The sequence below is a fragment of the Eubacteriales bacterium mix99 genome (genome assembly GCA_038396605.1).
Taxonomy (GTDB): domain Bacteria; phylum Bacillota; class Clostridia; order Caldicoprobacterales; family DTU083; genus UBA4874.
Genome location: CP121690.1, coordinates 628877 through 641642, shown reverse-complemented (window position 1 = coordinate 641642; position 12766 = coordinate 628877). Strand labels below are relative to the sequence as shown.

The following is a 12766-nucleotide window of genomic DNA, read 5'->3' as shown; positions in this document are numbered from 1 at the left end:
TGAAATCAGCCGGAAGTCGACTCTTTTCCCGGCAAAAGATGTATTTTTTATGGTACGAAAGTAGTATTATGGTGACTGCCGCCTGTATGTCCATTTACCGGTGTATTCATTGTATCCGCAGCTCTCTGGTGCAGCAGATAGCAGCGATGGTTCTCAAACAGACAGAACAGGTCGTTCCGGGGCAGGCCCTCATCATCCGGGCAATAATAAATGGGCCGCTGAAGATCATCGGACAGCCGGATCAGACTGTCCGGATCCGTGATTACGATTTGTTCCATATCGGCTGCGGAAGGCATTTGGGTAAGCCGAACCATCCGGCTGCCATAGGTCCGGATTAGTTTCTGCATATCCATACGATGCTGTTCCTGCGGTGTCGGTCTTCGGGTATGGAAAGCAAGAATCCCAAACATGGCAGCTGCCAGGAGAAACAGCAGGACAGCGGGCAGAAAGGATTTTGGAGTCCATTGGAACAGGCCGGTTTTTGTTTCGGTTATCGAATCCTGGATCGACACCGGGTTCGGTTTTTTTATAGTGTACAGCGAGTTTTCCAGCGGAATGTCCAGGGAATACCGGAAAGGCTTTTCCACTTTCCCGAACTTTGAGTCGCCATGGAAGGTACCGCTCATCGTGACTTTCAGGTTGGCAGGAACCTGTAAGCCCAGGATGGCATTGGCCTGTTCGGCAGTCTTTTTGTAAGACGCAGGATCTACGGAGACCGACTCCGAGATCTTCAGAGCGCCGGTTTCGTTCACCGTAGTATGGTCAATCAGGGGGAAATGCTTTTCATAAACGGTCTGCTGTTCGTCCCCGTTGTTCTTGTATCCCTGCAGGACGGCTTCAATGGTATAGTCCCCGGTAACGTCAGCCTTGCCGGATCCGGCGTACTCCGCGCGGAACAGAATTTCCGCCCGGTCCACCAGGGCCAGGGGATAAATCCGGTTCTCCTCCAGAACACCCTCCGGGAAGAGATCGTTTTTCTTCAGGATCACCTGGTAGCTGCAGTCCGCGGAGATCAAACAGTTGTAAAGTGTCGTGCGGACCTTTTTCTTTGATCCGGTGACTTTGAAGATCTGGTAGATGGATAATGCTAGGAAGAAAAATGCGAAAATAAGGATCGTTATCCTGGCCGATTTCCTGAGTGCTTTTGCTTCAGGGCGTTTCATTGTCAATTACTCCTTCCGGTGTGGATTCATGGCCTTTCAGCCACAGTACGGGCATTCCGATTTTCGGGATGGCATGGTTTACAATCCCTTTGACATCATTTGGTTCCACGGTCTCCGTATCCTCATCATCATTGCTGTCTCCCTTTGTCCGGAAAGATAGATTGCCGTCCTTGTCATGAAGCACCTGCGTGATCCGATGTGTGATGGTGATATCTCCCCGCCGGAAATGGATGATGTCGTTTTTTGAGAGAGTGTCGATATTCTTTTCTGTTTTCATTTTTTCAACCAGTACCACATCTCCGGGAGAAATCTCCGGTTCCATGCTTCCGGTAAGAATGACAGAAGGATACACCGGAAAAACGCCGACGACAAACCATGCCAGTGCAATGCAGACCGTCATAAGGATTGTGGTTGAAAGGATGGACTGTGGTTTTTCCCATTTTGCCCTGTGTGTTGCAATCCCGTATTGGTCCCAGATAAAAAAGGAGGCGAGGACCGGAAAGGCAATTCCCAGGACACTGTTTCCGATCCATGGGAGTGAGGGCAGGAACGGAATCACATGAAAAAATATACTGATCAGTCCCCGATAGAGAATGCCAGGCCAAACACCGCCGCAGTAAGTCAAAAGACTCAGGAATCCGCTTTGAGCAAGGGGCGGCAGCAAATCTTCGGCCAGAAAGATAAACCAGTCCTCTCCGGCATGCAGGGTGGTGATATTTGTAAATGGTATCTCCATGGCTCCCAGGATAAAGGCCCCCAGGACAATCCGGAATGCAGGACGACCGGAGCTGCGGCAGGATGCACCGATGCAATATGCCCGCAGCAGCTCACTGCCTGCGATGGGAGGGAGCAGATTCGCAAAATTGATCAGGATTCCCTTTGGTGAAAGGTCATATGGACTTACTGCAATTTCATTGAGCAAAAACCCCGCCAGAAACTGCAGAAAGGTATAAACGGCCATGCAGCTTATGGCAAGGCCGGGGAACAGATCACGGAAACGAAGCGGGGCAGGCAGATGCGGTCGGGGCAGATACCACAGGATAACGGAAAGCCCGCACCAGAACAGGGGATGCCAAAAGAAACAGATTTCTGTCAGCCAGGAGTTGATTGCCGGTATTCTGTAAAAAAGCGTTGCCGTAATGGCAGCGCCTGTCAAAAGGAAAGCCGGACGGCTGTATTTTTGTGAAAGGATCATGGCAACTTCCTTTCCTGCGTTTTACTGGGGTAAGACGAATTTCCATTTCCCTTATCCGAAGAACTGTCCCGGAGTGCGTCGGGAAGAGGGATTCCCTGCGGCAAATCCGTATTTTGCGGAGATATGTCGGATCCCCTTTTTTCCAGCCCCTGATCCGGGATATTTGGAACTTCCTGTTTGCTGTCTTGTGTGGGATCCGGATTTTCCGCCGGTTTTGCCGATGGCTGCTCCCCGTCCGGGATGGAATCCGGCAGCTGCCGGACTTCTTTTTCGGGTGATGGATTGCCTGCGGGGTCCGGTGTTGGACCGGCAGACGGTTCGGGCGTTGGATCAGCCGGTTTCTGTACGGATATTGTGGCCTTCTGCCGCATGGTTGCTGTCCCGCTGGAGTTCAGCCGGTCTGTCCAGTATCCGTAGGCAGCCTGCCCAATCCCAAGCAGCCAAAGCGCCAATGAGACAGAAACAATCCATGGAATCCTGCTTTTTCTCTTCAAGCTGTTCTCTCCTCCCATCAGTGTTTTTGTTCCACCCACAGAGGCAGTTCGAAAGAATAGGTAATATCGATTTCCGCCTCGATCTTTTCCGGCAGGGCGGCTGCAGCGTTTTCGGGATCCGTTTGTGCTGCAGTCAGATCCGAAATCAGCTCTGCCGGCAGTTCTTCTGCATGGAGCGGGAATTCCTCCGGGAGGAAAGATCCCTCTGTGACATCCGGAGAGGGCTTCAGATATACCATTACTGTTATTTCCGAACGGCCTTTATCGGATTGCGTTTCCGTCTGGCGATATACCTCCCAGGATAACGGCGGCAGCTGATCGAATACATCCTCCGGCAGTTCATATTCCTTTCCGGATACCCTTACCCTGGAACTTTTCGGTGTGAATACCAGATGCTCTTCCGGTTCCGTTTTAAAAGCAGCAGAAGATCGTTTGAAATCATTTATCGTGTTGGCTTCGTCTCCAATGATGGTGTATTGGAACATCAGCATTTTGCCATGCTTTCGGAAATCATCCGTGAGCAGGACCTGGTCCAGGGAAAACTGCAGGGATTTTTTGTCGTAGTCCAATACATAATGGAGTTCCGATGCCGGTATTTTCTCCGGATTTTTGCCCTGTGCATCGGTAATGCAGGCCTGCACCGGTGCCTGATCCGGTGAATCAGGGAAAATCAGGCCCAGCTTACCTGTGGCCATTCTGAAATCTACGGAAGTCCTGTCAGCCCAGGAGGAATATGCGGTGCCCACTCCCAACAGGTAAAGGGCGAGCAGGATCAGGATAATTTGTACGCCATGTCTGGTTCTTCTGTTGCTGCATATCCGTTTCACAGGTTTTTCTCCCTTCTCACAATCCCATTATATTTTTTTGCTCTGACGTCGTTTTGGCGGCAAGCAGGGCAGCTTCCACACGGTTGGTCAGATTCAGCTTTGACAGAATATTGCTGATGTGTTTTTTCGTTGTTCCCTCTGAGATGAACAACTCCTTGCTGATCTGGGAATTGCTCTTGCCGCTACCCAAAAGGGAGAACACTTCCTTCTCCCGTTTTGTCAGGTGGCTATCAGGGAATTCTGTTTCTGGCCGCTGCCCATTTTGTCAATCAGGGCGGTGGAATAGAATCGCCCTCCTTTTTCCACCACTTTCAGGCCGCATATAATTTCATCCAGAAACGCATCTTTCAGAACATATGCGTCTGCTCCCAGGGCGCGGGCTTTTGCAAAGTCACTTTGCCGGGAGGATGACGTGATGATGAATACGTTGGTTTTCATTTTCTGCTTTTTGACCCAGGCGAGCAGATCCAGGCCATTTTCTGCTCCCAGATAGATGTCCACGAATGCCGTGTGGACGGTATGGGCCTTCAGAATCTCCATGGCGTTTTCGATGGATGATGCACAGACAATTTCTTCTTCGCTTTTATACGCCTGCATTAAGGAACGGAGCCCCTGCTGTACGAGTGGATGATCTTCCAGTATTAAGATCAAAGCGAGTTTCCTCCTTCGTCTGGTTGCTCTGACCAGTTGACGAATCAATGGGTAAACGGCATTGTATGACCGTCCCGTTTCCGGCGCCTGAATTGATTTTCAGCTGTCCCTTCAGACAGCTTGTCATTCGGTACATATTTTTCAGTCCCTGACCGTAATGCTGGCTGCCGGGCTTAAATCCGGAACCGTTATCGGAGATCCCCACAATGCACTGTTCTTCGGAAAGATGCATTGTTACCCGGATCCTGCTTGCCTTGCCATGGCGTATTGCATTGTTTACTGCTTCACAGACGATCCGGTACATTGTTGTCTTTTGCGTCACGGTCAGTCGCTGGGGGTCGGCGCCCATTTCGACCTGGATCCGTACTCCGCTGAGCGCCTGTATCTCATCCAGATACTTTGTCAGTTTTTCGGAAAAAGATTCTTTTCCCCCGGAATCCCAGTGGGTACTGTATATGGCTTCCCGAAGCTCCCGCATGGTGGATTTCAGGGATTTTTCAACCTGCCGGAGCTGATATTTGCTCTTTTCAGGAGGAGGCATGGGATTCTGTTCCGAGAGCAGCCGGACATTGCATGCAATGGCAAAAAGCTTTTGAATTACGGTATCATGGATTTCACTGGCAATGCGGTTCTGCTCCTCTCCGATGATGCTTTCCCCGGCGATGGCCTGAAGGTCCATATTTTGAAAAATGATTCCTGCCAGTTGCAGATAGAAAGCGCCTTTTTGATCGATATCGTCTTCCGGGGGATTTTTTTCCTTCCGGTAAATCAATCCTCCCGCGATGCCGCTCTGATTCCGAATCCCGGTCAGCGTATAGGAGATTCCATCGATTTCAATTTGGTTTTTACTTTGTTCCGGGAGAGAGGCCGGATTCCGTTTGCCCATATACTCAAGGATTTGTTTCCCTTCCGCTTCGGAAAGGTTGCAACTGCCGGAGTGTTCTGTCTGAAACGGAAGGCTTGTTTTTAACAGCATGCAGCATTCCAGGGACAGGACGCGGCACAAAAGCTCCGCCATTTCATCCATCACCTTTTGCGGTTCGGAAATGCCGAACAGCTGAAAGGTATCGTACAGCTCCATTGTATGACGGAGGGCCTGTCCGCTCCGGGCTGTCTCCTGACGCAGGGAGTCATTCAGGCATTCCAGATCTTTTTTTGCCCGGTTCAGTTTCCGGATGGAAAGAAACAGCATATAAAATCCGCAGATCACCATCAGAAAGCCGATTGCCGTATTGATGCGGAACGGGCCGGATGCCGATGGGGGAAAATTCATCCGCTGACTGCCAAACCGGGCGCAGATCAGATACCAGAAAACAGCCGGAAAAAGAACGAACCCGCATCGTTTATCCGAATATTCCGTTGCCATGATCATGACAATGGAACTGATCAGATACCACAGATAAGGGCTGGAAAATCCTCCGGAAAGATAAAGCAGGACACCATTTGCCGTGATCTCCACGCATTCCGAGGCCAGGATCCATGAGTTTGCATGATTCATATGGGACGAGGCGATTTTTCCATACAGATGGGTACCAATGCCGCTTGCAGCGATCATTCCCGCGGCAATGGCTCCCCGAAGCGGAGTGATGTCATTCAGACTGACAAAAAGGTAAATCAGTGTGGAAACAAGGAGGGATGCCCAACGATATATGGTACATACCCGCGGGATCTCACTGATGTTTGACCTGTTCCGTTCCATAGCCATTGCCTGCCTCCCCTGGGAAAAAACCACCTCTATCCTATATGATACGATGGTTTGTCCTTTTTTACACCCCCATTATGGGGGGCTTTCCCATGCGGCAGCTGGTATCCAACCATGAGGCCGTGTTTTATGGTAAGGCGTTTTGTGGTAAAGGCGTTTTGTGGTAAAGGCCGACTACAGGTCCATATGGGCCAGTTCGGATTTGGAGTGAATATCCAGTTTTTTATAAACCGACTTCAAGGTGCTTCGAACGGTGGAATCCGTTATGAAAAGTTGTTTGGCGATTTCCCTGGCCGTCAGCCTTTTTTGAGCAAGCAGGGCGATATCCCGTTCCCGTGGGGTGAGAGGGGATTTTCCGGGAAGCAGTGCTTTCCTCACAGCCTTTATACCTGCCTCCTGGCGCCGGGCGAGTGACATAATATTACGAATCCCCTTATGATCGGATACTGACAGTTTGGCGGTTTCCAAAAGAGATCCAAGAGCGGTGCCATGCACCGCAAAGGGCAGATACACCTTGTCCGGCAAGGCGATGGCAAGTGCCTGGTTCAGACGGGTTTGCGCTTCTTCTGTCCGCCCCTGTGCATGTTTGACAATCGCCAGGTAAATCAGCTGATATACCTGCGGCAGGAGATAATGCATTTCTTTGGATATGTCCAGGATCAGTGCGGAAAGACCGCGAAATTCGTTATAACGTTTGCGGAGAAGCAAAATTTTACTGTAAAGTATGAGGCCGTAAGGTACTGCGGGAGTGTAAAGGACCTTTTTTATGCTCTCCGGATCATATAGCCAGTCTGCCAGTCCGTCGTCCTCCCCCAGGGTAAGGGACAGCTCTGCAAGGCAAAGCTCCGCCATGCGGAGAAGGATGCGTTCGGAGCCGGAAGACCGGTACTGCCGTATCCGATCCGTAGCCGAGCAATAGCTTTTCGTGTCTCCCCGGAGCAGGGCAATCTGCGCAAGAACAAATTCCGTACAAAGGGAAATGCATTTTTGATGCATGCCTTTGCTTTGCGCACCGCCCATCCATATATAACTGGAGGGCAAATATCATAATCGTCCGGGGATGTCTGCACAGGATTTCTTCCGGACAGGCAAGAACGAAATCAACAATAAAATCCAGGACTTTTCTTTCTCTTTGATTGCTCAGATACTCCATATCCAGGGGCAGATTCAAAACGGCATCGTAATCCGATATCCGGTAATAAAACAAAGCGGCAGAGTAATAGTCGGCAATGGCAGAACAGGTTTTGGCTGCCCTGCGGAGCGTCTGCGTCTGATACTCTTTCGATTTTTGGTTAAAGAAGCGGCCCCGGAGATAATTCTGTATGGTACGGTGCAGGGTGTAGAGATCTTTTTCAGGGAAATAGTGGATAAACTCATTGCTGTCAAGTAAATGCTGTATGTTGTCCGGCAGCGTTTTTTGATTCAGCATCTTTTGGGCCTGCCTGGTTGTAAATTCATCCAGTACGGAGACATCAAGGATGAATTCTTTTTCCTCATTGGCAAGAGTGTTCCAGAATGCTGTTTCCACCAGCTGGTCCAGTCCCTGAGTGCGCGCAAAGGTCCCGGTTTCCTGATACTGCTGCAGCTGCAGACGGATCGCCGATATCCAGCCTTCCGTACGGTTGTACAGACTGTCCAGCTTTCTGTCCGTGAGTGCTGCACCTGCCATACGGGCGTATCTGCCTGTGCTTTCCCTGGTGAACAGGAGGTGTCTGCTGTCAATGGTGTGGATATTGGCATGATAAACGGTGGCTTCCGGACGGTCCCGGAGCGGTTGGAAGATGCAGATAATGTGCAGATTGGCATTGCCATGAACAGAAAAGGCATGAAGGATCTGCTCTGGAATCCGGCTTTTCATAAGCTGAAAGCTGTCAATTACCAGAAAAGTTTCCGACGGGCAGCGAACTTCCCGTATCATTGAGGATAAATCCGCCAGGGCATCTGCATCAGGAAGGTTCAGCCTGTTCAGGTTTACAGCGGTTTTCCCATCTATTTTTGCAAAGAGGCTGCAGATACCATTCCATATACCGGAAGGCGGCTCGTTTAAACAGGTATACCAATAGACAGAAGATGCGGGTCCTGAGATTTTCTCCAGATATTTTTGTATGGCAGTTGTTTTTCCAAAACCGGAGGGTGCTTCCACAATGGTCAATGGATACTGTCTGATAGAATCCAACTGAACCTTCAGTTGCTTTGGGAAGAAATATAACTCATGAACAGTCTGCCTTTTGTGAAACAATATTGACTCCTACCTTTCAAGTGCTGGATGAGCCGGAAGGTTTTTCTTATCGGCAATCCAGACGTTTTATAACATTTGATATGGACCCTGCCACTGGATATATCATTAAGCGCTGACAGGTTCAGATGACATAATGATTCTATTATACGAACTTTCGTATATTTACGGAAGGTTAATTATTGATATAATGAATATTTATGGTAAATATCGAGTGTAAAAATTGTAAATTCAACGGGTGAGATGAAAAAAGGAGCTGCAAACTGTCGAAAAAGTACAGATCAGGCTGTGGCTTTTCAATTCAAATGGTTGGGATCCTGCAGGATTTCACACATATTGTTTTTCAAGATCAAGAAGAAATTGCTTTTTGTCCAGTCCACCTGCATAACCAATCAGCTTGCCATTGGACCCGATGACACGGTGGCAGGGGATAAAGATGGGAAGCGGGTTGCTTTTGTTTGCCATACCAACGGCGCGGCATGCGTTTTCCATGCCTATGGCGCGTGCAATTTCCCTGTAGCTTCTTGTCTCGCCATATGGAATTTCCAGCAGGGCTCCCCGGACCTTCTGCCGGAAGGGTGTACCTTTCCGGCTCAGGGGAACATCAAAGACTTTTCGCCGGCCGCTGAAATATTCCTGCAGCTGTGTTGCGGCCATCCGAAGCAAATCCGTTTCCCTTCTTTCCCAATGATCGGGATCGGGAATGAAATCCTCCTCAAAAAAGACATGGGTCAGTACGGTTCCGTTTTCGGTAATGCCGATTCTGCCGATGGGAGTTTGATAAAAGAATAAGAAGCCGTTTGTTTTCATGTTTTCTGCCTCCGTGAAAGTTTGTCCGGTCCATGACTGGAGCTCAGTGGGCTCTTTGCTCAGGTATGCGTACTCTTTCCTTTCGTCTGCTCTTTTTGGCTGAACATAATTAGCCAAACATATTTTATTGTATAATGTATCCACTTGTCATGAACCCCATTCAACGCCTGCAACAAGTTTGATCTTATTATAACAGCTTTTCCATGCAACCATGCAGTATAATTTAATTAAAAAATGGGGGGCGCAAAAATGCGGATTTTCTTTGGTAGACGAAAGTATACTTCCGTGCTATGGGCCAATATGTTATTGATGGTTACGATTCTTTCAATGATTGGTATAATGATTTGTAATTTTTTCTACGAATCTTCCATGCAGAAAACGATTGATAAAAATTTACAGAGTGTGAAGCTTTTGAGAAATGAAATCGACAATCAGATTGCCGGAATGGAAGCAACCACCCGAAGCCTTCGCAGGGACTATGATGTTTTGATGGCTCTTGCGGAAGGCGGTGGATACCGGGATTATAAAATTGTCTCAGAACTTGCCAGTCGCACGGCTGCCAATGTCAATCTGGTTGACATTGTCCTGTATGATTTTGAAAAGAATAAGGCGTATTGTTCTTCCGGCACCATTGAGGCAGAAAAATATTTCGGGACCTATACGCAGTCTTCGGTCAGCACAAAGGAATTGACCCGGCAAATCCGAACTACAGAAGTTCCTGTTCTGAATGGGATTCTTCCAATATCGATTTATCGGGAATCGGAGAGAAAGGATGTAGCCTTCTATATGACTCCCTTTTCTTTTCAACGTAAATTGGTCTATCTCATTCGCAAGGATGCCTTTGTAAAGCCTGTGAAGGCAGTTATCGGAAATCAGCAGGCAAGCTTTTATATTATGGATGCATCCCATGGTTCGGAGCTGGCTCTCAATGTCAATACGGATTTGCCATCTGTCCCGGATTTTAAAAACTACACGGAAGAAAGAACATGGGATGGGATATCCATGGGGTTCAGCGGCAGATATATTCTATTGTTCAGCAATTCCTCCGTCAGCGGCTTTCAATATTGTATTGTTTCCAGAGCTTCTCTTTTCCACAGGGAGTTTCACACTCTGCGGTCTGTTTTGATCACCTCTTTTATGGGTTTTCTGCTTGTTGGCTTGATTTTGAGCTATATATGTACACAAATGTCTTATCGCCCCATCGCGCTTCTGACAAATGATGTTCCTGTCTCTGCCGGAACCGGGGTTTCCACAGGATATGAAGATCTTGATGTCATCCGCAATCATCTGTCTGATATGCAGGAGAAGCTTCAGGAAACAAATTGCAGACTGCTTTCGGACAGGAACCTTTTAAAAAGCAGCCTGATCAATGCGCTGGTTCGTTCCACATCCGTTTATTCCACCAATTACGACAGTTATGTACGGGAAGGGATCCTGTTTCCTTATACATTATTTACTGTGCTTGTTGCGAACATGCCAGATAAAGGAGGACCCGTAAAAGACAGATATGTTCCGTTCTATAAATGGGAAGACAGCGGAAACAGGTCGGTTGCCTATCTTTCCGGTAAAAATGAGTATGATCTCCTGATTGTTCTGTTTCATGCCGATACCGAATCCGGACTGGTGCATGCAGAAGGACAGTTTTGTGAAAAGGTCAGGCAATTGGATTCTTCCTGCCGGATCGGAATTGGAAAACCGGTAAAGAGTGCGCATCGGATTCGCCAGTCCTTCCTTCAGGCATTGTCTGCGCTGGCAGAAACAGAAAGTGGGGAAAACCGTCCTGCCATGCATTATGATCCCCATATTCAAAGGATCATTGATCTGTTGGATTACGTGGATATGGAAAAGCCCAAACTGACTCAGGCAATACAGCAATGCAGGATGGAGGAAGTGGAATCATTGCTTCAGGCAATCTTTCAAAGTACAGAAGATCATATCCACCATATTCTGATTTATTCGGATCTGATCTCCCACCTGATTTTGATCGCTTCTTCCGTAAATTTCTACGACGAGGAAATGAACAATGCCGTGTACCATGTCTATTCGGACCGGCGAAGCATGATGGACTGCTATCTTTTCTATGCCGGCAGACTTTGCTGTCACATTTGGAAAATGAAAGAAGACCAATCGAGTCAGCTGCTGAGAGAGGTTGCGTCCTATATCGAAGAAAATTTTGCGGACAGAAATTTGAGTGTGCAGGGTATAGCAGACTATTTCCATGTATCAACTTCCTATCTGAATAAATATATGAGGAAGGCAGGCAAGGATACCGTCTTTCAAATGCTGGATAAGGTGCGGATGGAGCATGCCAAAAAGATGCTTCTGGAGGGAAGTGCGCCGCTCAAAGATATTGTACATTGCTGTGGGTACGGAGATATCAATCATTTTACCAAGAAGTTCAAGAAACAAACCGGATGGACTCCCACCCAGTTTCGATCGGGCAAGGCTTCCGTCTCAAAGGTCTGATGTAATGTTTGTGTGAATAAGGATTTCCATACAGATAAAGTATATCTGCATGGAGAATGACGGCTCTATATCCAAAATGACGGTTCAAAATTGAAAACAACGATTGCCCGGCAAATGGCTTGCCACTATAGTGGATATAGCTCAATGGTGGTTGAAAACTTCACTGGCCAGGACAAACAAAGAAGCTTTCAGAGTTTCCGAAAGTATGCTTTCATTCAGAAGGAGGGGTTGTATGTCGTCCGGTGCTCTTACACCTAAGCCGACGCAAAGGACCAGTCGGAAAGAAAAAGTGATGCATTTTCTCCGGTCCAAAAAAATCATACGCAATCTGGATCTGTATCTGCTGATCCTGCCTGTTCTTGTATTCTACATTATTTTTTGTTACAGGCCCATGTATGGTCTGCAGCTGGCGTTCAAGGATTATGTCGCCATAGATGGAATTTTCGGAAGCCCCTGGGTCGGGCTGAAACATTTTGAACGCTTTTTCGGCTCTCCCTATTTTTTACGGCTGATTTCCAACACATTGAGTATCAGTGTATTGCAGCTGCTGTTTGGGTTTCCAATTCCGGTTATTTTGGCTTTGTTGATCAACGAAATGAAAAACAGCAGAAGGAAAAAGCTCGTTCAGAATGTTACCTATGTGCCTCATTTTCTGTCCACTGTGGTGATTGTCGGTATGTTGAAAAACTTTGTTCATCCGGAGTATGGGATCATAAACATGATGATTGCAAAATTGGGCGGTTCCAGGATGAATTTCATGGAGGAGGCTTCCTGGTTCCATACCTTATATGTGGCGTCCGGTGTATGGCAGAACATGGGATGGGATTCCATCATATTTATTGCATCATTGTCAGGGGTGGATCCGCAGCTGCATGAGTCAGCAAAAATAGATGGTGCCGGAAGAATGCAGCGCATCTGGCATATCAACATGCCGGCCATTCTGCCCACTATTGTGATTGTTCTGATATTGAATGTTGGTGGTTTGATGAATATTGGTTTTGAAAAAGCTTTCCTGATGCAGAATGACCTCAACCTGAGCAAATCAGATATTATTTCCACTTACTCCTATCGGCTGGGAATTCAGGGAGCGCAGTACTCCTATGCAACGGCGATAGGTTTCTTTAATTCCATTATCAACTTTATGCTGCTGGTCACCGTAAATACCATATCCCGCAGAATCAGCTCCACCAGCTTATGGTAACGGTGAGAAAGGAGTCCTGGG

The 12766-nt window shown here is 47.9% G+C and carries 11 protein-coding genes; 2 read left to right on the top strand and 9 right to left on the bottom strand.

Annotated elements, in window-relative coordinates:
• Nucleotides 1-47: 47 nt before the first annotated feature.
• From QBE55_02565 to QBE55_02525, 9 genes are all read right to left on the bottom strand, one after another.
• Nucleotides 48-1163, bottom strand: coding sequence for a DUF5305 family protein (locus QBE55_02565; GenBank protein WZL79070.1), 1116 nt, complete (start codon nucleotides 1161-1163; stop codon nucleotides 48-50).
• Nucleotides 1150-2358, bottom strand: a complete 1209-nt coding sequence (locus QBE55_02560) for a signal peptidase I (GenBank protein WZL79069.1) — start codon at nucleotides 2356-2358, stop codon at nucleotides 1150-1152. The genes QBE55_02565 and QBE55_02560 overlap by 14 nt, the downstream gene beginning before the upstream one ends.
• Nucleotides 2355-2852 (bottom strand): hypothetical protein, encoded by a 498-nt coding sequence (locus QBE55_02555; protein ID WZL79068.1) that lies wholly within the window; start codon nucleotides 2850-2852, stop codon nucleotides 2355-2357. The genes QBE55_02560 and QBE55_02555 overlap by 4 nt, the downstream gene beginning before the upstream one ends.
• Nucleotides 2853-2869: 17 nt before the next feature.
• Entirely contained in the window at nucleotides 2870-3679 is an 810-nt protein-coding gene (locus QBE55_02550; GenBank protein WZL79067.1) for a hypothetical protein, read from the bottom strand.
• 16 nt (nucleotides 3680-3695) lie between these two features.
• Nucleotides 3696-3869, bottom strand: coding sequence for a LuxR C-terminal-related transcriptional regulator (locus tag QBE55_02545; protein WZL79066.1), 174 nt, complete (start codon nucleotides 3867-3869; stop codon nucleotides 3696-3698).
• A 29-nt stretch (nucleotides 3870-3898) separates the two neighbouring features.
• Entirely contained in the window at nucleotides 3899-4276 is a 378-nt protein-coding gene (locus QBE55_02540; protein ID WZL79065.1) for a response regulator, read from the bottom strand.
• Complete coding sequence (locus QBE55_02535) at nucleotides 4263-6035, bottom strand: sensor histidine kinase (protein ID WZL79064.1); 1773 nt, start codon at nucleotides 6033-6035, stop codon at nucleotides 4263-4265. Before QBE55_02535 ends, QBE55_02540 begins: the two co-directional genes overlap by 14 nt.
• A gap of 171 nt (nucleotides 6036-6206) precedes the next feature.
• On the bottom strand, nucleotides 6207-7028 hold the full coding sequence (locus QBE55_02530; GenBank protein WZL79063.1) for a LuxR C-terminal-related transcriptional regulator: 822 nt from the start codon (nucleotides 7026-7028) through the stop codon (nucleotides 6207-6209).
• Between the two features lie 1567 nt (nucleotides 7029-8595).
• Entirely contained in the window at nucleotides 8596-9078 is a 483-nt protein-coding gene (locus QBE55_02525; GenBank protein ID WZL79062.1) for a methylated-DNA--[protein]-cysteine S-methyltransferase, read from the bottom strand.
• Nucleotides 9079-9327: 249 nt separating this feature from the next.
• Between QBE55_02525 and QBE55_02520 the strand changes: the two genes are divergently transcribed.
• On the top strand, nucleotides 9328-11544 hold the full coding sequence (locus QBE55_02520) for a helix-turn-helix domain-containing protein (protein WZL79061.1): 2217 nt from the start codon (nucleotides 9328-9330) through the stop codon (nucleotides 11542-11544).
• A gap of 232 nt (nucleotides 11545-11776) precedes the next feature.
• Nucleotides 11777-12745: an ABC transporter permease subunit gene (locus tag QBE55_02515; protein ID WZL79060.1), complete on the top strand. Its 969-nt coding sequence runs from the start codon at nucleotides 11777-11779 to the stop codon at nucleotides 12743-12745.
• The last annotated feature ends 21 nt before the right edge of the window (nucleotides 12746-12766 follow it).